Raw genomic sequence first — 21,175 nt, 5'->3', positions numbered from 1 at the left:
CGATCAGTGGGACAGAGTGTCTGTGGTGTTCAGCAGACGCGGCCCGGTGGCCGAAGGTACCAGCAGCACGCTGTATCGCTCGCCCGCTTTCAGCTCGCCCAGGTCCAGCGGCGCGCCGACATTAGCGTTCGCGCACACCAGTTGCACCGACAGGCTCACCGGGTTGATCGAACGACGCTGGACGCTGTCAACCGGCACGGCCTTGAACAGGTCGGCGGTACGCCCGGCAGGACGCAGGCTCGCATCGGAGCAAGCGGCATCGACGTTGAAGAACGCCAGCGAGGCTTTCAGGCCGTTGAAGTCATCCGGCTGCTCGCGCACGGCGACTTGCTTGATGCCATTGCCGTCCGGCAACGCAACCACGGTGGCGAATTCACCGGGCTTGATCTTCATGTCCATGACCAGTTTCTGTGCGCCACTGACCAGGGTGCCCTTGACCGGGCTGCTCGATTGCACCGGGAAAAACAGCGACACCGGTTTAGCCGCTTCCAGGCGCATCGGTGGTTGACCGGCTTGGGCGATCACGTCCAGCGGCGCGCTGCTGGCGTTGACGAAACGGATGAACGCCGCGTCTTCGCTGGGGCCGGTGGGGTACAGGGCAAACTCAGCCGCCAGGACGTTCACGCTGGAAAACAGCGCCGCCACGGCGCACACCGCAGCCAGGGCACGCATCACTGCTTGGCTCCCTTGTTGCTGACCGCGTCGGCCGGCAGTTTCGCCAATGCGCCACCGATGGCGTTGGCCCAGGATTTGTAACCCGCCACAGTGAAGTGCTGGCCGTCGGTGGTCACCCACTCGCCCGGTTTGGAGAAAGTCAGCGAATCGATGTAGGTGCAAGGCGCCACGTTGCTCGCCAGGAACGCCGACATCAACTTGGTGCGCGTGTCGTTCTTTTTGTACATGCCACCTTCCTTGCCCCACGCCGGGCCGACCCACGCGCACTTTGCGCCGTTGGCGGTGATTTCCTTGGCCAGGGCGGTCACGTTCTGCCAGGCCCAGGCTTTCGGGAACACCGGTTTGTCGTAGGACGCCATGGTGTCGCCGATCACCAGCACGACCAGGTCAGGCTTGTCGGCGGCGATCAGATCCTTGATCGGCGTGGTGGTGGCTTCGCGGCCTTTGATGACGATCTTGCCGTCGCCTTTCTGTTCGGCGCCACAATCGACTTTCTTGGTGATCAGCCAGTCGCCGGCACTGGCGCCGCATGCGCCGATCGAATGCACGATCGCGCCCTGCTGGGTCAGGTTGGCTTGAAGCGGCTCCATCAAGTGGTCCGCAAGGCTCATGTGGCTTTCCCCGAGTACGAGAAGGGTCATACCGGCGAGAACGGAAGAAGGCATTTAAGTCTCCAGGAATCAGTTTGAATAAGGGGAACGGTAGGGGCTGACCGGCAGTTCCATCGCGCCGTTCATGTCTTCGAACATGTAACGCAGGTACATTGCCCCCGTGAATTGCTTGTAGTCCTGAGCGTTGTCCAGGCCGAGATTGCCGCCGAGGAAGAAGTTCGAACCAAATTTGTATTCGCCAGCACCACTGAGGCTGTAGCCCACGCCGGTCTTGCTCTGGCCTTTGTAGCGCTGGTTGTTGGCGGCCTGCAGGTCTTTATCGTTCGGGAAGTAATCCGCCGCGTCCTGGTCGAAGTACTGAACGCCCACCGAGCCTTTGACCTGATAGGAGAACCGGTCGCCGCGCTGCGCCCAGGTCACAGGCACGCCCAAGGCGAAGTAGCTTTGCGGGCTGAAGTAGCCGCCGTGGCCGTAGGTGAAGAAGTCCTGGTTGTTCTCGAAGCTCAGGCCGGTGGCACTCAGGCCGAGGGTCAGCTTGCTGTCTTCGGCGTTGTGCAGATACCAATACACGCCGCCGCCCAGTTCAGTGCGACTGTTGGATTCGACGTTGTGGCCGAGCAACTTGTGCCACGAACCGTATCCGTAGGAGCCGACCTGTTGATCGTCGTAGCTGAGCTGAGCGCGGGCGCCGTTGGCCGTCACGCCGCCCCACGATTGGCCGGTGCGCTCGTCAGTGGTACCGGCGAATGAGGTCACGCTGTCCGTCACCGGACGTCGCGACACGTTGACGCCATAACGCACGTTGGAGTTGTCGGCAAACGGCCGATCCACACTCACGCCACCGGCAGCGGTGCTGTACTTGAAGCCGATTGGCGTGGTGCCGAGATCAGCCTTGATGCCTTCATCCGGACGGGCATAGGCCACGCTCAAGCCAACACCTTTATCACGCTGGGAACCGGCACCATCCGGCGACGCCCCTCCCCCGCCAAAGCGAGTCGCGGAGTCGCTACCGACACTGCCGGCATTCAGCGACACCGGGGTCACACGCACGGCGTAGCGGTTCTCTCCAGCCGGGATGTTGATCTCCAACGGCGTTTCAACATCGGTCATTTTGCTCAGACCCGACTCGCTGTCGTTGCTGCGAATGGTCACGCCCTGGGTCACATAACCACTGCGCTCCTGCAGGATATTGTCGAGCGCACGCTGGGCGGAACTGGCTTGATCCACCGCAACGTTGACCGTGCCCTGTGGCGCGAACGGGTTACCGCCGGCAGCGGCAAAACGCTCCGCCGGCAACGCCTGGCGCCCCGCACTCGGCGCTGCCATGCGTGGCTGGGCTTGCCCCGGATAGGCATCGGCCGGCAGTGCGTCAATGTTGGCAACCATGGCCGGCGCGGCGGCTTCAAGCTGCGCCTGGGCCGGTGCCGGAATGGTATCCACCGGTACGCGGCTCACTTGATTGCGCTGGCCCGGCAAGCCCACAAAGGGATTCGGCGCGACGTTGAGGCTGTTGGCCTGGGCCGTCAGGCTGCGTTTCTGTTCGTTCTGCTCAATGGCAACCGCCTTGCGCAGCAGCTCGGTGGCCTGGCTGGACTTGCCCATGCTGCGGTAGATCCGCGCGGCTTCGGTAAGCGATTGCGGATCGTAGGTTTCCAGTTTGAGGAACTGTTGCAGCGCCCGATCGGCGAAGCCGTTGTCGTGGGCCTGAACCGCCGCATCAGCGGCATTGAGCAAAATCTGTGGATCGTTGGGCTGACGCTGCAACAACGGCTTGTACAGTTCAAACGCCTTGGCATTGTCGCCATTGCTGGCGTACATGCGCGCCAGTGCCGAGACAGCACCCGCATCCCCCGGGCGCGAAGCCAGGGCTGGCGCCAGGGTGTCATAGGCTGCGGCCAGGTCGCCGTTTTCGCGCAGGATATCGGCCTGGCGAATACGGTACTGATAGAGCGCGTCATCAAAGCGTTTGCGCGTGGCCACGCTCATCGGCTGGTTTTGCAAGCCGCGCAGGATCGAGTTGACCTGTGCATCATCGCCGGTCTTGAGCAGCAGGTTGGCGTATTGCAGCATCAGGTCCGCGGACGGCGTCGGCGTCTGCGCAATGACGTCTCGCATCATCTGTTGCGCGTGTGCCGAATCACCGGCATCCACATAGGCTGCGGCCAGGGTCGCCATGCCGTCAGGGCTGCGGCTGGCCACCGGTTGCAAGCGGTCGAGCAAGGCCAGGGCTTCCTGACGCTGGCCACGCTTGGCGATACTCGCCGCCAGTTTGATTTGCACCGTCAGGGTGATCTGGTCAGCCAACTGATTCATGTCCGCCGTACGACGTTCGGCCGGAATGCGGGCGATGGACGCTTGCGCGGCGCTCCACTGCTCCATCTCCACCGAGAGCAAGGCGCTGGTGTACAGCGCATCGATGTTGGTCGGATGGTTTTTCAGATAGCTGTCGATCAGGTCCCGAGCCTTTTGCGGTTCGCCGGCCTTGAGGTACAGGCGCGACAGATCGAAACGGGTCCAGACGTTATCCGGGTCGTCTTGCACCGCTTGCGCCAGGGCTTGCTGTGCAGCGCGGTTATCACCGCGCTGTTCGGCGAGTTTGGCCGCTTGCGTAGAGCGCAAGGCCCGCAGACGTGCGCCGCCACCCATTTCGGCCTGCTGGGCCGCAGTCAAGGTGTCGAGCAGGCGCAGCGCTTCATCGGCCTGACCGGTTTGCGCCAGCACATTGACCAGCCCCTGCACGGCCTGCGGATTGCCGCGCTGTACGCTCAGCACCTGGCGATAGTTGGCCTGGGCGGCGTCCAGTTGCCCGGCCTGGGCCTGAATGTCGGCCAGGGCCAGACGCGCGTCTATTCCTCTCGGGTTTAAGCGCATGGCCTGTGCAATGCTCTCTTGCGCCTTGGCCGGCTGCGTCCTGGCCTGGTCGCGGGCCTGTTGCAGCAATGCCCAATAGCGCACGTTGTCCAGCGCCGGCTTCCAGCGTGTGCCGCCATTGACGATGGCGCGGTTGAGCAGTTGCTCGGCTTCGCCGAAACGGTTTTGTTGCTGGCGTACCACGCCGAGGCCCCCGAGGGCATCGGCATCGTCGGGTTTGGTTTTCAGGCGGGCGGCAAATGCCTGTTCGGCGCCAGATTGATCGCCCTTCTCCAGCGCTTGCAGTCCACGCGCCACCAACGGATCTTGCTGCCATGCCGGTGCACCGGCGGTGGTCGACTGCGACTTGCCTTTGTTGAGCAGATCACGGATTTCCTGATCGTCGGGATGCACTTTGAGGAAGTCATCGAACAATGACACTTGCGAAGCGTTCGGCGGCCCCATCCACACCAGCGCCAGGCGCCAGCTCTGATCGGCGTCACCGGCAATGTCGGCACGGGTCGAAAGTTTGGCCAGTGCCCTGATGCCTTCCGGGCGGCTTTCTTCGTGGCGCACCAGGTGCTTGGCCAGGAACAGCGCGACAATCGAGTCGTTCGGCGTTTCGCGCAGCAAGCGCTCAAGGCCTTTGCGCGCCTCGGGCCAGCCGGCGTCATTGAACGCCAGGTTGGTGTAGAACTCGCGACCGATCTTGCCTTCAGGCGTGCGCCCGGCAAACAGCTGGCGGAACACTTCGGTGGCTTGGTCACGCTGGTCGCCGTCGGCCAGGCGCCGTGCCTCATCCAGCAGGGCAATGTTCTGCGGGTCGCTCAGGGCGATGTCCTGCTCCAGTTGCGCCGCCTGCCAGGGGCGTGGCGACAATGCCTGCAAGCGCACCAGATACTGTTGCGCCTGTTCCGGTTTGTTCTGTTTGACGCCGATCAGCCCCATGCCGTACAGCGCATCGATCTGGTTGGGGTCCAGACGCAGTACCTTTTCCCAGGCTTCTGCCGCACGCGCAGCATTATCCCGGCTCTGCCAGTATTGGCCCTGCTCCACCAGACGCGTTTGTGCGTCGTTGGTTTCGGCGTGGGCAGCGGTGCCGATAAGCGCGGCAAGCATACCGATGGCTAGCGTGTGACGGCGCGGGTGCATGACGTCTCCCAAGTCAGTTTGAGCGTTCCGTCATCACGAAACTGATAGCGTTTTTCAGCCCAGCCCAGTGCGAACAGACTAAGCATGGCGTTGTAGTACAGCGGTTCGGCACGTTCGCCATCCGCTTTGGCCAGCGCCACGTTCAAGGCCGTTTCGGCCCGACGCTGCTGCTGCTCGGCCAGCCAGGGTTGCCCCTTGGCCAGGAAGTAGGGAATCAGCGCCGCAGAGTATCCGAACGGGCCCTGCCCTTCGAGCGCACCGCTGATGACCTGAACCTTTTCCGGTGGAATACCGGTGGACGCGGTGCTGTTCGACATGCCGTCCAGGCGTGCCAGCAGCGGAGCAGCCAAAGGGTCGGATTTGGGCGTCATTCCAGCCCACAGATAGACGCGAATCGCGTCATAACTGCCCAGCTCACCCTTGACCGGATCGACCACAAACAGGCCAGCCTTGGGTGCGGTCGCACGATAACCGATCCAGTCCGCCACATAACCTTTCGGGCTGGAAGCGCTGACCATTTTCACGGTGTTTTCGGCGATCTCTTTCCACGGCCCGGTAGGCGCTTCCTTGGCCAGCCGACGCAGCAACGGCAGTGGCAGATAACTCGGGTTCAGGCGCCACAGGTGATCGGGCTGAGTGAAGCCTTCGGGCCCTGGCAGGACCATTTTGCCCAGGCCCGGCAGGCTCACCACCAACCGGGTTTCGATGTTCTTGAGCAGGCGCAGGGCATCTTCGCGGTAGTCCGGACGCTGCCACAGCCGCGCCGATTCGAGCAGCGAGTAGGCGATCCACAGGTCCGAATCGGACGCCGAGTTGGCGTCCTGCAATTGCCATTTACCGTCCTTGCCCTGTCCCCACAGCCAGCCCGGCAGACGATTGCTGACATCGGCACCAGCCATGTTGGCAGCGGTCCATTTCCATAGCGCATCGAAACGCTCACGGTCGTTGCCGATCAGCGCAAACAGCATGCCGTAGGACTGACCTTCGGAGGTGCTGTGATTGGCTTCGACGCTGGATTCCAGCATGCGACCGTCGTTTTGCACGAAACGCGTGGCGTAGGTTTGCCACAGCGGCCAGTCGACGCTTTTGCACGCCGCCTGGTCAGCCATGGCCGGTGTCAGGCTCAAGGTCGCCAGTGTGCCGGCCAGCCAAAGTACGGCCCGGCGCCAGCGGCGCTCTAGGGCAGAATTGCATCCGCGTGTCCCGTGGTTTTTCATGGCGATCTCAGTTGCCCAACCGCTGTTTGGCGCGGGAACGCAGCGACAAATAGGCCAGGCAGCTGAGCAGCACCACACCCAGGCCGGTCAGCAGCAGCGTCAGACCGACGTGGCGCGACAGCATCCATTCCAGGCGTTTGACCGGGCCGAGTTCGCCGACGTAATACTGCTCATCCGCCACCAGAGGCTCGATGGTTTTGCCGCGCACCACCACCAGACTGCCCTGGATCGACTGGGTGTAATCCTCGCCACCGATCAAGGCATTGGTTGCATCAGCCAGGCCGTGCGGCTGGCCGCTGGCGATCACCACTACGCTGCGGCCACTTTTGAGCGGCGATTCGAAACCGGTCAGGTACGTGCTGCGCGCACCACCGGAGAAGGCCATGGCCAGGCGAGCCTTGCGCTGGTTCGCCTCAGGATCGGGGCTGAACCAGTCACGAACGCGCATCGGCAGGTCGGACAGGTGGAAGCTTTGCTGGTCGCCGATATCGGCAGCCGGCAGGCGATCGGCCCACTGGGTCAGCAATGGCTGGTTGTTGCCAGCAGCAAACACCAGCAAGTCTTTATCCGCCGCCGTCTGGACCTGCGCCGCCTGAATCACCAGCACACCAGTGGCCGGATATCCGGTGGACTGGCCGAAGCGGCCGAGCACCGTCAGGTACGCATCCAGCTCGGCAGCGCCGGCGTTGTCCGGCAGCACCACGGCGGTCTGCGAAAGGTCAGCCAGACGAGTGAAGGGGAAGCCCGCGTCCTTGAACACGCCGAGGTTCGGCATGGCCATGAAGTGGTCGTAGCCGGTCAGGTCCAGGGTCGATTCCGGATCGACGCTGCCGCGCATGTTGTCGATGATGATGTCACCACATTCGCCCTGCTTGATGTAGTCGAACATGAAGCGCAGTTGCAGGCGCGATTGCAGGGCCACCGAGTTCAACGGCAGGCGCACGCGGGTTTCGCGGTTCAGTGTGTCGTCGTTGACCTTCAGGGCTTTCAACACACTGTTTTCGAGCTTGTCCTGAGGCAGCAGGTTCTGCGACTGGATCAGGCCATCGTTGAAGCTGACGATGAACGACGAGTTGCTCGATTTCTCCTGGGGTGTGTAGCGGTATTTCACATTCAGCGGCGCACCTTGATCACGCCAGGTGAACAAGTCTGGCGGAAAGTTCAGCGGCACGGTGATGTCGCCCGGGTTGTAGCCCGACACGTTGAATTGTTTGGCCGGCAGCAGCTCGCCGAGTTTGACCGGACGATCGCTCGGCAACCAGTTCGGGGCATCGTAAGGCTTGCGCGGTTGCACGGTGTCGAGTCGGTCGATCACCACGCTGCTGCCCGACAGGGCTTGACTGCCCAGCACCAATGCGGTGGTGGCCGTCTTCAGTTCGGCGGCGTCGCGACCGCTGATCACCAGCAACTTGCCAGTGGCGTCGTTAGGATTGGTCATCACGCTCAGGGTCGGGCCCTTGGCCGCCGGCAGGCTCAAACCGCCGATTTGCAGCGCTTCGGGACCGCTGAGCAGCAACACGGCGTTGCCTTGGGCGGGGATCTGGTTGATGTGCGTAGAGAACTTGGCACCGCGATAACTGGCCTGGGCACCGAACCACGATGACAGGGCACCGGCCGCTTCCAGGGTGGTGTTGTCAGGCGCGGTGGCGAACACGAACGGCAGGCCCAACGTGCGCGCATCGCGGCGATCGAAGAACGGCAGCGGCATGATCGACAAATCGTTCGGCAGCACCAGCGGCGACACTTCGATGCTCAGCTCGGTGGCGTTGCTGATCTTCGCCCACAGGCTGGAGTGCGTCGGGTCTTCGCAACTCATGGTGTAGTGACCGACGAATTGCAGGCTCAAGCGGTTGAATTCGGTGATCAGCTGCGGCGGAATGCTGACTTCCCGGTTTTGCAATTGCCCGGCGTCTTCCTTGGGCAATGGCAAGCTCGCGGCCACTTCATCGTTGACGATGACGTTGATCTGCGACAGTTCGGCCAGCAAAGCCGGCGAATAGGTGTACTGCAACTTCAGCTTGGCGCCGGTCACGATGGAATCGGCGCGCACATCGAAGTTGACACTATCGGTGGACTCCACGCCGCGCAGGCTCATCGGATAATTGCGGCCCAGTTGCTTGAGCGTCACGCTGTAGCTGCTGGCGCCTGGCACCGGCGCGGTTTCGGCGAATGCCGCTGCGCCACCACCCATTGCCAGCAAGGCGCACGTCATGCGTACCAGGGCGCGGCGCGACGCGCGCAGGCTACCGAAAGCGAAAGACTTCGAGTTCATCACTTGTCCAAAACGTTTTCCAGGGTGGACGGGGAGACGTGGCGACGACGGAAAAGGTTCCGCACTTCCATGACCGTTGCTTTGAAGAGTTCGTAGATACCGCGAAGACCAATGCCGCTGACATCACGCAAGGCGGTCAACGGTGTATCGACCTGGCCATTGCCCCACGTCGATGCCCAAGTGTCGGCGCGGGAGAATGTCAGGCGAATCAGCTCGCTTTGCTGACGCAAGGTCAACTGATCGAACTGCGCACCCAACAACCCCTCGCGACTGAACACAATGACGGCCGGGAACACACTCAGCTGTTGATTGCGGAACAGCGAAATCTGTACCCGCTCGCCTTTGGGAATCTCGATGCCTTCCGGCAAACAGAACCCCAGGCCTTTTTGCGAGAAGTCCTGGGTCACGCCTTCGATCACGGTGCCATCGGCACGAGTCAGGCGCATCGGCAAGGCCGCCGCCACCCGTGGTTCGGAACGCACCTGGCGGGTTTCACTGGCCACCGCCACCGAGGCACTGGTGATGATGAGGTTGTAGACGGTCCACGCCAGGTTGATCAGGATCGTGGTGGTGGCGCCCTCGGCACCCTCCATCAGGCGCACCACGCCATAGATCAGACCGGCAGCGTTCAAGGTCAGCAGCACGATGTACGGGCGTGCCAATTTCCACTCAAAATATTTCTTGTCGATCACGCCACCCTTGTCGGTCACGTTGAAGCCACCGAACTTGGGGTTGACCAGCGCCATCAGCACCGGGCCCATGATGTACCAGGCCAATACCGTCTCGTAGACCTCGTTCCAGAACGAGTGGCGGAACCGCCCCTGGATGCTGGAGTTGGTCAGGCTGGCGTGAAGAATGTGCGGCAATACGTAAGCGGTGATCATCAGCGCCGAGGCGTGGAAAATCTGCGCATCGAAAAACAGGAACGCCAGCGGCGCGGTGAGAAAGGCCAGGCGCGGCAATCCGTAGAAAAAGTGCAGCATCGCGTTCAGGTAGCACAGGCGCTGACCCAGGTTCAGACCTTTGCCGAACAGGGGGTTGTCCGTGCGGAATATCTGCGCCATGCCACGTGCCCAGCGAATCCGCTGGCTGATGTGCCGCGACAGGCTTTCGGTCGCCAGGCCCGCCGCTTGGGGAATGGCCAGGTACGCAGTGTTGTAGCCGGCGCGGTTCAGTTTGAGCGCGGTGTGGGCGTCTTCGGTCACGGTCTCGACGGCAACGCCACCGATTTCCAGCAACGGTGCACGACGGATCACGGCACAGGAGCCGCAGAAAAACGTCGCGTTCCACAGGTCGTTGCCGTCCTGCACCAGGCCGTAGAACAACTCGCCTTCGTTCGGCACGGAGCGGAACGTATTGAGGTTTTTCTCAAACGGGTCGGGCGAGAAGAAAAAGTGCGGCGTTTGCAGCATCGCCAACTTCGGGTCCTTGATGAACCAGCCGACACATACCTGAAGGAATGAACGGGTCGGCACGTGGTCAGCGTCGAAAATCGTCACGAACTCGCCACTGGTGACCTTGAGTGCTTCGTTCAGGTTGCCGGCCTTGGCGTGACGGTTGTTGTCTCGAACGATGTAACCCACGCCGATCTGTTCGCAGAACTCGCGGAAGTCTTCACGGCGGCCGTCGTCCAGTACGTGCACGCGCAGTTTATCCTGCGGCCAATCGATGGCTTGGGCCGCGAAAATGGTGACTTTCACAATGTCGAGGGTTTCGTTGTACGACGGGATGAAGACATCGACCGTTGGCCATTCGCTCGGCGGCCCGCTCATCAGTACCGGTTTGCGGCGCAAGGGCCAGGCGGTTTGCAGGTATCCGAACACCAGCACGATCATCGCGTACAACTCGGCCAGGACCAAGCCGTAGCCGAACAGCATGTCGACCCAGCCCTCGAAACCGAGGGTGGAGGTGAGTCGCCAGTACATGTAGCGCAGGGAAGCGGTCAACGACAGCCCGATGAGCATCAGCACGGTCAGGCGCCCGGGAATCTTGCGCAGCACCATCGCCGCAATAAAGCAGCCGAGGGCGAAAGCGCACTGCGAATATAATTCGAACGGTACCGTAATGATGAACAGCGCCAACAGGCCGCAGAACAGCGTCACGCTGACCGTCAGCGCCCGACGCAACGCCGCTGGCAGGCTGTCCACGAGCTCGGAGAGCGATTGAGTCCAGCGCTGCGAACGGGTTGGGTCGGTCGTATCTGGAGCGGAGGTGTTGATCACGAGGCGTATGACTCTGCAACGATCATGGCTTTCAACTGCGTCTTGAGCCTGTCACTCAGCATCAGCATGTCGCGGCAAGCCTGGGACGACTCGGCCTGCAACAGCGGGTTTTGACCATAGGCCAAGGCTTCGCCAATGGCATGATCGAGCGCCACGACACCTAGTAGCCGCGAGCTGAGGCGGCGCTTGAGCACTTCGTGCATATCCAGGCAGAACAGGCGATCGCTGTCGAACTGATTGATCACATAATTACAGAGCGGCGCCTGGTCCCGAGCCCCGCGTTCTGCCAGCAAACGCTCCATCTGGTCCAGCGTGACGAAACACGCCGCATCGGCGGTCGCCACGACCAGCACCTGGTCCGCCACCATCAAGGCCTGCGTCAGGTAGGCTGTGCGACCCGGTGGCGTGTCGAGAATTACCACATCGTTTTCGCACAGGTCCATGCTCGCCAACTGGCTGGCCAGCCAATAACGATCGTTTTCCAGATAGCGCTCCAGCGTACGGCGCTCGTCCTCGGTCACCGAGCCGTAGGGCAGCATCAACGAACCCGCAGAGCCAGCCAACAGCAGTGACTTCCAATTTTCACCCTTGAGGCTGGCGTAGGCCATTCCTGCCACATCCGGCTCGGCACCCAAGTGATGTTGCAGGGCGTTTTGCGGATCGAGGTCAATGGCCAGTGTCTGCCCGCCCTCCAGACGCAACGCGGTGGTCAGCGCAGAGGCGAGCGTGCTTTTGCCAACGCCACCCTTGGCCGATACCACAGCAATGACTTGCGCCTTGATCTTGGCCGGACGACCATGGGGCAGCGTCTGGCGCAGTGCCTCTTCATTACGCGCTTGCGCTTCGGCCTGACGTGCCAACGCGACTTCGGCCAGCAAATGGCGAAGCGGTGCAGCAAGCTCAGGGACCTCAGCGTGCACCGACGACTCCTTGACGCCATTCGTGGTATCGGCCGCAGCGCTAACGCTTTGATCAACCCGCTGAACGACTTCGACTACAGACGCAGGCTCTGGCGCAGCCGGCACCAAAGTCAAAGGCTTTTCCTTGTAGTCGAAATGGCTGCCGAACTCGAGATAACTGTCCGCACTTGCCCCGAACCTGTTGAATAGGTTCGATATATCGTCTGTACGATTCATAAAAGACTATCCGAGGCGCTGGCACATAAGGGAGCACGTAGCTCGAGGGTTCATCGAGGCAGCCATTAAAATGACATCGTCAATATTTTGAACGGCGTAATTGTAATAGTTGAACGCAATTAAAAAAACCTTTTTTATCGCCATAAAATTGACGAAAGAATGCTTTCTTTATTTGGCGCATCCTGCGCAATCCCGACAGCCGAATTGCAACGCAAGCAACTAAATACGGGCCCTTGAACGGCGGCGCGCGATTATCCAGCAAGCACTGCCGGTGGCGCACATGATTTACGCCAGATGGCAGCCCGGTAGATGGACGGCAACCTGCAACTAATTGCCAACTAAGCAAAGCAATTCACGGACCATAGACTATCGTTACAGGCATGTTTGCTTCGAACTCAAACATATATGTTCTAAATCAATATCTTATTTCTTACTTGTCGATGATCTGGCCGGTATGACCTGCCCTCGACGACGGCAAGTACAACTGTTGGCGCCAAAGATGTGACGAAAGCCCTTTACTGGCGCGATGTTGACTATGCTGCAGACAGCATGACGCCGTTCACTTTTGAGGGATGCTTGATGTTCTACGTGCAACGCAGTACAGACGGCCAACTGATGCGCGTCGAAGCCGATGCCTACGCCGAATCCACGGAAACGCTGCCGGCCAACCACCCAGATCTGCAGGCCTGGTTCGCCAATGAAGTCATGGCCACCAGCCATAAACAGCTGCTGCAGATCAAACAGCTCAAACAACTGCGCCAGAGTGACCTGGAAATGATCCGGGTACTCGACGACCTGATCGCCGTGCTGATCAGCAAAGGCGTGATCCTCGTCACTGACTTGCCAGAGCCCGCGCAGACCAAACTCATGGACCGCTTCCAGGCGCGTGAGGCGTTGGGTGGGTTGAGCAGTCTGGTTGAGGATGAGGAGGAAGGGTTTATCTGAAGTCCGGGAAATAGCAAAAAAATCCCAGCCTTCGGCAATTACAGGTGTGCGAAGGCTGCAACCCTTGCGACTACCCTATTCCCAAGGCTTGGGCTCACCCACTAACCGCCCCTGAATGCCGTACACCCCCATCTCGCGAATCACCGCCAACTCCCCTTCAGTCTCGACCCGCTCAGCAATCAACGGCAGATCAATACTATGAGCCGCACGCTGGACGGCTTCGATAAACAGGCGTTTGTCGCTCTCCTGATCAATCGCGCGGATGTAGCTGCCGTCGATCTTCAGGTACGCCAACCCCAGCCTCGCCAGATTACCGATGATGCTGAAGCGCCCACCGAAATGCTGCAGGCTCAACGAGAACCCGAGCTCGCGCAAACGTCGCGTCAGGTCTTCGAGCATGGCTTGCTCCGGCAATTGCTCTTCGCCGATTTCCAGGGTCAGCCGCGGCCCCAGATTGGAGTGCGAACGCAGTGTCTCGAGGAGGGCATTCAACGCTTTCGGGTCTTCCAGGGTCGCCGATGACAGGTTCAGTGCCAGTGACTCCTCGTGATCGCCCATCTGCTCCAGTACCAGCTCCAGCATCAGCCGGTCCAGTCGCGCCGCCCAGCCGAACCGCTCCAGCCACGGCAAGAAACGTCCGGCAGGGATGCTCTGGCCCTGGTCGTCGATCAGGCGGGAAAGCACCTTGTGGTGCAGTACCAGTTGCATGTCCTGACTGGCCACCACCGGTTGAAAATACAGTTTGAATCGCCGCTGGTTCAGCGCCTGGTCCAGCAGTTTGTGCCAGGCATGATGGTCGTCGCCGACATCGGCCAGGGCACTGCGATCCAGGCACACCCAGTGCGTATCGGTCTCCCCTTCGGCCTGCGCCAATGCCTGATCGGCCAATCCGAGCACCGCTTGCGGGGCATCGCCATGAATGAACGGCGCCAGCCCGATCGCCGCCACCGAGGCTACGTCCGTGGCGCCGGTCGCATGCAGGCTGGCCAGGGCGATGTGGAGGTGCTGAGCCAGTTGCATGGCTTCCTCACGCACTAGCCCTGGCGCCAGAACGGCAAATTCACCGCCCCGAATCCGTGTAACGAGGTTTTGCGTTTCCGGGTACTTGGCGCACTCACGAGATAACTGCAGCCCGACCGCCTTCAACAACTCATCGGTGCGTTGACTACCCAGGCGCTGGTTCAAACCCGCCAGATCATTGATCCGCAGCAACAGCAGATAACCCGAGCTGGCCTGCTCGGTGTTGCTCACCCGTGCGTTCAACTGCATCTCAAAATAACGACGGTTCGCCAGCCCTGTCAGGTTGTCCTGATAAGACTCGACCCGCAGTTTTTCACTGCGCTCAGCCTGTTCCTGAAACAGTGCCTTGAGCTTCTCGACCATCTGGTTCATCGCTTGAACGACACGGCGCAATTCGGGCGTACGCGGCAAATCCGGCAGGCTGAGGAATTCCCGGCGGGCAATGGCTTGGGACTGCTGGACCATGTAATCCAGCGGCTTCAGTTGCCGGCGCAGCAGCAACGCACCCAATGCGGCGCTCACCGCGCCACACAGCAGAAGCCAACCGAGACTGCCCAGCGCACTCTGCCAAAGCTTGGCCAAGGCAAACATCGGGTGGCTGATCACCTCGACCCGCGCGGCCTGTTCCCAACCACGGCTGACGATCGCATCGCCACCGGCCGCTTCCAGGCCGATCAGCTTGATGAACCAGTCCGGTACATTGTTGGCCGTAGGAATACCGCTGCGCTCGACGATGACTTTGTCGTCGCTCACGTCGACCACGCGGATGCTCGCGTAATAGCCGCTGTCGAATAGCGAGCTGACCAGCAACTCGACCATCGCCGGATCGTCGATGTTCGGCGTCAGGGACACCGCCAGTGCCGTCGCGCCATCCTGGGCGTGAGAACGCAACTGGTTGACATACTGGGTGCGCGAACTTTCCAGGCTAACCATGAAGCTGCCGGTGAAGGCGACCACCAGGAACAGACAGATAGCGATCAACAGTTGTTTGAACAAAGACATCTGAGCGTGAGCTCCTAGTTAGTCGTCTCGATCGGAAAACCTTCGGCCTGCATTTTTTTCAGCACATCCTGCCAACGAGACAGGCGCTTGGTATCACCGACCTTCTTGTTACCCTTGGCACCGGGCAAGTACAGACCTTCTGCATTGAAGGAGTAGACCGGAAGCAAATCCGTTCGTTGGCTGGCGGGCTGGATGGTGTCGATCAGGCTGTCGAGGACCAGCGGCATCGCCTCTGGACTCGAATAGTAGGTCAACACCATGTGCGCCCGGTTCAGACGCAGGGCCTTGACGTAGGTAATGCGTAGTTTGTCACTGGAAACGCCAAGGTGGCGCAGGCTGAAATACTTGGCGATAGCGTAATCTTCGCAGTCGCCGGCACCTTTCCACAGCGCTTCGATTGGGGTTTCCCAATAATCGACCCGCTGCCACAAATCGACGTCTTCGACGTAGCGCACCTGCTTGTTGAAGAACCGGTTGACCGCGTTCAACTGTTCCAGCTCGCCGAGCTGCTTCTGGCTGGCCAGCAAATGCTGCCAATCATCTATGCGCTGCTGACCTGCGCCCAAAGGTCCGTACAATGCCTGCGCCCGACGACTGATCAGGGAAAAATCCCAATCGGCGTGCAGCCCGCCCAGCATCACACCGGCCAGCAGCAATGCGCAGGACAGCCAGCGCAGCATCCGTGGAATCGGGAAAAAACGTGCCGCCAATGCGAGGCATCCAGGGTAGGCAGTTGGAAGTCGGGTGATGGTGTAGGTTAGTACGGCAAAAAACAATGGCACAGTGAGATCAGCGATGGCGCGCTAAACTTGTAACAGGGCACTGTGCTGATCGTTTGACAAGATTTCAGGCAGTCACTAGTGTCAGTTGGATCCAAAAATAACTCAGTCAATCAGGGTGCGTCGTAGTGACACAAAAACCCAACCCTCTCAGCAGCATCAAGGTCAACGGTCCCATCGCGGCCCACTTGGCGCGCGGGGTTATCGAAGAAACCTTGCGCGCGGCAATCCTGGACGGTCGCCTGCCGTGTGGCTTCGCCCTGCGCCAGCAAGACCTGGCCGATCTCTTCGGTGTCAGCCGCATGCCTGTGCGCGAAGCGTTGCGCCAACTTGAAGCTCAGGCATTGCTCCACGTGATCGCCCATAAAGGCGCTGTGGTCGCGCCGCTGGTCCAGGGCGATGCAGTGGAAACCTATGCCCTGCGGATTCTACTGGAGTCCGAAGCCCTGCGCCTGTCGGTCCCGTTGCTTGAGGCGGCGGATCTCGAACAGGCCGCGCGTTATATCGACCAGCTGGAGACGGAACAGGACTACACCGAAATCGGCCGGCTCAATCGCCTCTTCCATATGTCGCTCTATTGCAAGGCACCCAATCGCCGGTTGCTGAAACTGGTAGAGGACGGGCTGAACGAAGAGGAGCGCTTCCTGCGCTTCAACCTCGAAGCCATGGGCCTGGGCAAGTTGTCCCAGGAAGATCACCGGGCCATGTGGCGGGCCGCCGACGCGCGGGATGTCGAAGGATCGGTGAGGTTGCTGGTCAACCATCTCAATCGTGGGGTTGAGGTCATCACCCGGTACCTCGACAGTCCGGAAGCCAGGAACAGAAAAACCTCGTAGCAAAGGTAGCGGCAGGCCTGAGGGTGACTTCAGTGGTCCACCGCTATCGCGAGCAAGTCGGATAAATTTCCAGATTGTTGTACGCCAGTTGCAAATTCCCCATCCCTTGACAACAATTCGACCAATTATCATTTGTGACGCTCTTGCGTTCATGCCCTTATCTGAGTTTGCAGTGCCTGTGGACAACCTGTCGCCGCCGAGCCGACGCGGTGAGCCGCACCAGCAAGTGGTCAAACAAGCCATTCACTGGTTGCTGCGCCTGCGCAACAACGCCACCAACGCCAAACTCCGACAGCAATGCGATATCTGGCGCGCTGCCCGGCCTGATCACGAGCTGGCCTGGCAGCGGGTGCTGTCGCTGCACTCTGAGCTGAGCAACAACTTGCGGGCGGTACCCGGTGCACAGCTGGCCTTCAATACATTGCAAAACAGCGCCCCGGGATTGGGTCGACGCCAGGCGATGAAGTGGCTGTCAGGTGCATTGCTGATGGGCTCGGTCGCGTGGCTGGGCAAGGATGTCATCGGCTGGCAGCAATGGAGTGCCGACTTCGCCACCACCACGGGTGAGCGCCGCTTCTTTCAGCTACCGGATGGCACCCGGCTTGAGCTCAACACCGACAGCGCGGTAGATCTGGATTACACGCCACAACAGCGCCTGATCAAATTGACCCGCGGTGAAATCATCGTCACCCGCGGCGGCATCGATGAAGGTGCTTCATTCGACCGGCCATTGCGGGTTCAAAGTCGCCACGGCGTGTATGAAGGCGTGGGCGCGCGTTTCATCCTGCGACATGAAGGTGACTGCACGCGGCTAAGTGTCACCAATGGCCTGGTGGTGATTCATTCTCCAATGGGTGCCGATGGCCAGCCGACTCTCGTGCAGGCAGGGAACAGTTACCTGGTCGATCACCAGCAGGCTCGGCCGACGCCGCCGCTGGACATGGATGTCGGCGCCTGGGCGGATGGATTGATCGTGACCCGCAACATGCGGCTGGGGGATTTCATCAAGGAAGTCGGGCGATATCGCCACGGGTATCTGAAGTGCGCAGCCGACATAGCCGACTTGCGACTGTCCGGGGTTTACCGCCTGGAGGACACCGACAAGCTGCTGGTCATACTGCCACAGACCCTGCCGGTGCAACTGCGCTATCGCACACGTTGGTGGGTAACGCTGGAACGGCAGGCCTGAACAGCTTCTTTTACGTCAACGGCTTTTGGCAGGCCCAAAACGACAAAACCCCTGTCTGCGCAAGCAGACAGGGGTTTCGGAATTCAATCTTGACGATGACCTACTCTCACATGGGGAAACCCCACACTACCATCGGCGATGCATCGTTTCACTTCTGAGTTCGGGATGGGATCAGGTGGTTCCAACGCTCTATGGTCGTCAAGAAATTCTGTGTGCCGGTCCGTCCGTAACGACGTGCCAGCGAATTTTTGATGCTTCTACTTAAAGACAAAACCCCTACCTGCATGCGCAGATAGGGGTTTTGGAATTTAATCTTGACGATGACCTACTCTCACATGGGGAAACCCCACACTACCATCGGCGATGCATCGTTTCACTGCTGAGTTCGGGATGGGATCAGGTGGTTCCAATGCTCTATGGTCGTCAAGAAATTCGGGTACTGAGTCGTGACCAGTTGGCCTCGCTTCAGCAAATTGGGTATGTGATAGCTTCGGTGCTTTGTGAGTATCTCGAACTTTCGGTTCGTTTCGTCTTCACACACCGCAATCTGGCCTCTTTCGTCTTTTCAACTAAGAGCAGCAAATTGCTTGGGTGTTATATGGTCAAGCCTCACGGGCAATTAGTATTGGTTAGCTCAACGCCTCACAGCGCTTACACACCCAACCTATCAACGTCGTAGTCTTCGACGGCCCTTCAGGGGACTCAAGGTCCCAGTGAGATCTCATCTTGAGGCTAGTTTCCCGCTTAGATGCTTTCAGCGGTTATCTATTCCGAACATAGCTACCCGGCAATGCCACTGGCGTGACAACCGGAACACCAGAGGTTCGTCCACTCCGGTCCTCTCGTACTAGGAGCAGCCCCTCTCAAATCTCAAACGTCCACGGCAGATAGGGACCGAACTGTCTCACGACGTTCTAAACCCAGCTCGCGTACCACTTTAAATGGCGAACAGCCATACCCTTGGGACCGGCTTCAGCCCCAGGATGTGATGAGCCGACATCGAGGTGCCAAACACCGCCGTCGATATGAACTCTTGGGCGGTATCAGCCTGTTATCCCCGGAGTACCTTTTATCCGTTGAGCGATGGCCCTTCCATACAGAACCACCGGATCACTAAGACCTACTTTCGTACCTGCTCGACGTGTCTGTCTCGCAGTCAAGCGCGCTTTTGCCTTTATACTCTACGACCGATTTCCGACCGGTCTGAGCGCACCTTCGTACTCCTCCGTTACTCTTTAGGAGGAGACCGCCCCAGTCAAACTACCCACCATACACTGTCCTCGATCCGGATAACGGACCTGAGTTAGAACCTCAAAGTTGCCAGGGTGGTATTTCAAGGTTGGCTCCACGCGAACTGGCGTCCACGCTTCAAAGCCTCCCACCTATCCTACACAAGCAAATTCAAAGTCCAGTGCAAAGCTATAGTAAAGGTTCACGGGGTCTTTCCGTCTAGCCGCGGATACACTGCATCTTCACAGCGATTTCAATTTCACTGAGTCTCGGGTGGAGACAGCGCCGCCATCGTTACGCCATTCGTGCAGGTCGGAACTTACCCGACAAGGAATTTCGCTACCTTAGGACCGTTATAGTTACGGCCGCCGTTTACCGGGGCTTCGATCAAGAGCTTCGCGTTAGCTAACCCCATCAATTAACCTTCCGGCACCGGGCAGGCGTCACACCCTATACGTCCACTTTCGTGTTTGCAGAGTGCTGTGTTTTTAATAAACAGTCGCAGCGGCCTGGTATCTTCGACCGGCGTGGGCTTACGCAGTAAATGCTTCACCCTCACCGGCGCACCTTCTCCCGAAGTTACGGTGCCATTTTGCCTAGTTCCTTCACCCGAGTTCTCTCAAGCGCCTTGGTATTCTCTACCCAACCACCTGTGTCGGTTTGGGGTACGGTTCCTGGTTACCTGAAGCTTAGAAGCTTTTCTTGGAAGCATGGCATCAACCACTTCGTGTTCCAAAGGAACACTCGTCATCAGCTCTCGGCCTTAGAATCCCGGATTTACCTAAGATTCCAGCCTACCACCTTAAACTTGGACAACCAACGCCAAGCTGGCCTAGCCTTCTCCGTCCCTCCATCGCAATAACCAGAAGTACAGGAATATTAACCTGTTTTCCATCGACTACGCTTTTCAGCCTCGCCTTAGGGACCGACTAACCCTGCGTCGATTAACGTTGCGCAGGAAACCTTGGTCTTTCGGCGTGGGTGTTTTTCACACCCATTGTCGTTACTCATGTCAGCATTCGCACTTCTGATACCTCCAGCAAGCTTCTCAACTCACCTTCACAGGCTTACAGAACGCTCCTCTACCGCATCATCCGAAGATGATACCCGTAGCTTCGGTGTATGGTTTGAGCCCCGTTACATCTTCCGCGCAGGCCGACTCGACTAGTGAGCTATTACGCTTTCTTTAAAGGGTGGCTGCTTCTAAGCCAACCTCCTAGCTGTCTAAGCCTTCCCACATCGTTTCCCACTTAACCATAACTTTGGGACCTTAGCTGACGGTCTGGGTTGTTTCCCTTTTCACGACGGACGTTAGCACCCGCCGTGTGTCTCCCATGCTCGGCACTTGTAGGTATTCGGAGTTTGCATCGGTTTGGTAAGTCGGGATGACCCCCTAGCCGAAACAGTGCTCTACCCCCTACAGTGATACATGAGGCGCTACCTAAATAGCTTTCGAGGAGAACCAGCTATCTCCGAGCTTGATTAGCCTTTCACTCCGATCCACAGGTCATCCGCTAACTTTTCAACGGTAGTCGGTTCGGTCCTCCAGTTAGTGTTACCCAACCTTCAACCTGCCCATGGATAGATCGCCCGGTTTCGGGTCTATTCCCAGCGACTAGACGCCCTATTAAGACTCGCTTTCGCTACGCCTCCCCTATTCGGTTAAGCTCGCCACTGAAAATAAGTCGCTGACCCATTATACAAAAGGTACGCAGTCACCCAACAAAGTGGGCTCCCACTGCTTGTACGCATACGGTTTCAGGATCTATTTCACTCCCCTCTCCGGGGTTCTTTTCGCCTTTCCCTCACGGTACTAGTTCACTATCGGTCAGTCAGTAGTATTTAGCCTTGGAGGATGGTCCCCCCATATTCAGACAAAGTTTCTCGTGCTCCGTCCTACTCGATTTCATGACTAAGAGATTTTCGCGTACAGGGCTATCACCCACTATGGCCGCACTTTCCAGAGCGTTCCGCTAATCTCAAAGCCACTTAAGGGCTAGTCCCCGTTCGCTCGCCACTACTAAGGGAATCTCGGTTGA

At 59.4% G+C, this 21,175-nt stretch carries 12 protein-coding genes and 3 rRNA genes (1 of these 15 running past the window's edge); 3 read left to right on the top strand and 12 right to left on the bottom strand.

From position 1 onward, the window contains the following. Positions 1-3 precede the first annotated feature (3 nt). The 7 genes from ACA054_RS00645 to bcsQ are packed head-to-tail and all read right to left on the bottom strand — an operon-like array spanning position 4 to position 12,135. Positions 4-672: a cell division protein FtsQ gene (locus ACA054_RS00645; RefSeq protein WP_497687748.1), complete on the bottom strand. Its 669-nt coding sequence runs from the start codon at positions 670-672 to the stop codon at positions 4-6. Beyond that, complete coding sequence (locus ACA054_RS00640) at positions 672-1,340, bottom strand: SGNH/GDSL hydrolase family protein (protein WP_077186205.1); 669 nt, start codon at positions 1,338-1,340, stop codon at positions 672-674. The genes ACA054_RS00645 and ACA054_RS00640 overlap by 1 nt, the downstream gene beginning before the upstream one ends. A 15-nt stretch (positions 1,341-1,355) precedes the next feature. Then, positions 1,356-5,288 (bottom strand): cellulose synthase subunit BcsC-related outer membrane protein, encoded by a 3,933-nt coding sequence (locus tag ACA054_RS00635; protein WP_497687747.1) that lies wholly within the window; start codon positions 5,286-5,288, stop codon positions 1,356-1,358. After that, the gene (gene bcsZ / locus ACA054_RS00630; RefSeq protein WP_497687746.1) at positions 5,264-6,505 is read right to left on the bottom strand and encodes a cellulose synthase complex periplasmic endoglucanase BcsZ; all 1,242 of its coding nucleotides are present in this window, start codon (positions 6,503-6,505) and stop codon (positions 5,264-5,266) included. Before bcsZ ends, ACA054_RS00635 begins: the two co-directional genes overlap by 25 nt. A gap of 7 nt (positions 6,506-6,512) precedes the next feature. Next, on the bottom strand, positions 6,513-8,777 hold the full coding sequence (gene bcsB, locus ACA054_RS00625) for a cellulose biosynthesis cyclic di-GMP-binding regulatory protein BcsB (RefSeq protein WP_497687745.1): 2,265 nt from the start codon (positions 8,775-8,777) through the stop codon (positions 6,513-6,515). Next, positions 8,777-10,999, bottom strand: a complete 2,223-nt coding sequence (gene bcsA, locus ACA054_RS00620) for a UDP-forming cellulose synthase catalytic subunit (RefSeq protein ID WP_497687744.1) — start codon at positions 10,997-10,999, stop codon at positions 8,777-8,779. Before bcsA ends, bcsB begins: the two co-directional genes overlap by 1 nt. Further along, the gene (bcsQ, locus tag ACA054_RS00615) at positions 10,996-12,135 is read right to left on the bottom strand and encodes a cellulose biosynthesis protein BcsQ (RefSeq protein ID WP_497687743.1); all 1,140 of its coding nucleotides are present in this window, start codon (positions 12,133-12,135) and stop codon (positions 10,996-10,998) included. The genes bcsA and bcsQ overlap by 4 nt, the downstream gene beginning before the upstream one ends. 579 nt (positions 12,136-12,714) lie before the next feature. Between bcsQ and ACA054_RS00610 the strand changes: the two genes are divergently transcribed. After that, on the top strand, positions 12,715-13,080 hold the full coding sequence (locus tag ACA054_RS00610; RefSeq protein WP_497687742.1) for a tryptophan synthase subunit beta: 366 nt from the start codon (positions 12,715-12,717) through the stop codon (positions 13,078-13,080). Between the two features lie 75 nt (positions 13,081-13,155). On the opposite strand, the gene lapD is transcribed toward ACA054_RS00610, so the two are convergent. Then, entirely contained in the window at positions 13,156-15,102 is a 1,947-nt protein-coding gene (lapD, locus tag ACA054_RS00605; RefSeq protein WP_497687741.1) for a cyclic di-GMP receptor LapD, read from the bottom strand. Between the two features lie 14 nt (positions 15,103-15,116). After that, positions 15,117-15,812, bottom strand: coding sequence for a cysteine protease LapG (lapG, locus tag ACA054_RS00600; protein WP_497687740.1), 696 nt, complete (start codon positions 15,810-15,812; stop codon positions 15,117-15,119). Positions 15,813-16,009: 197 nt separating this feature from the next. Between lapG and ACA054_RS00595 the strand changes: the two genes are divergently transcribed. Next, positions 16,010-16,717, top strand: coding sequence for a GntR family transcriptional regulator (locus ACA054_RS00595; protein WP_497687739.1), 708 nt, complete (start codon positions 16,010-16,012; stop codon positions 16,715-16,717). Positions 16,718-16,889: 172 nt separating this feature from the next. After that, the gene (locus ACA054_RS00590) at positions 16,890-17,906 is read left to right on the top strand and encodes a FecR domain-containing protein (protein ID WP_497690220.1); all 1,017 of its coding nucleotides are present in this window, start codon (positions 16,890-16,892) and stop codon (positions 17,904-17,906) included. 87 nt (positions 17,907-17,993) lie between these two features. Here ACA054_RS00590 and rrf (ACA054_RS00585) read toward each other — a convergent pair. From rrf (ACA054_RS00585) to ACA054_RS00575, 3 genes are all read right to left on the bottom strand, one after another. After that, positions 17,994-18,109 (bottom strand): 5S ribosomal RNA (gene rrf / locus ACA054_RS00585). A 109-nt stretch (positions 18,110-18,218) separates the two neighbouring features. After that, positions 18,219-18,334: ribosomal RNA gene (rrf, locus tag ACA054_RS00580) — 5S ribosomal RNA — on the bottom strand. A gap of 170 nt (positions 18,335-18,504) precedes the next feature. Next, positions 18,505-21,175, bottom strand: a 23S ribosomal RNA gene (locus tag ACA054_RS00575) (it continues 223 nt past the right edge of the window).

It is taken from the genome of Pseudomonas sp. LBUM1653, from assembly GCF_059716115.1.
The sequence above is the reverse complement of the archived record's forward strand: the minus strand, read 5'-3'. Positions and strand labels throughout refer to the sequence as shown.

Bases quoted from the DNA above. Each gene is read 5' to 3' on its own strand.
- ACA054_RS00645 (WP_497687748.1), bottom strand. From the start codon at position 672: ATGCGTGCCCTGGCTGCGGTGTGCGCCGTGGCGGCGCTGTTTTCCAGC.
- ACA054_RS00640 (WP_077186205.1), bottom strand. From the start codon at position 1,340: ATGCCTTCTTCCGTTCTCGCCGGTATGACCCTTCTCGTACTCGGGGAA.
- ACA054_RS00635 (WP_497687747.1), bottom strand. From the start codon at position 5,288: ATGCACCCGCGCCGTCACACGCTAGCCATCGGTATGCTTGCCGCGCTT.
- bcsZ (WP_497687746.1), bottom strand. From the start codon at position 6,505: ATGAAAAACCACGGGACACGCGGATGCAATTCTGCCCTAGAGCGCCGC.
- bcsB (WP_497687745.1), bottom strand. From the start codon at position 8,777: ATGAACTCGAAGTCTTTCGCTTTCGGTAGCCTGCGCGCGTCGCGCCGC.
- bcsQ (WP_497687743.1), bottom strand. From the start codon at position 12,135: ATGAATCGTACAGACGATATATCGAACCTATTCAACAGGTTCGGGGCA.
- ACA054_RS00610 (WP_497687742.1), top strand. From the start codon at position 12,715: ATGTTCTACGTGCAACGCAGTACAGACGGCCAACTGATGCGCGTCGAA.
- lapD (WP_497687741.1), bottom strand. From the start codon at position 15,102: ATGTCTTTGTTCAAACAACTGTTGATCGCTATCTGTCTGTTCCTGGTG.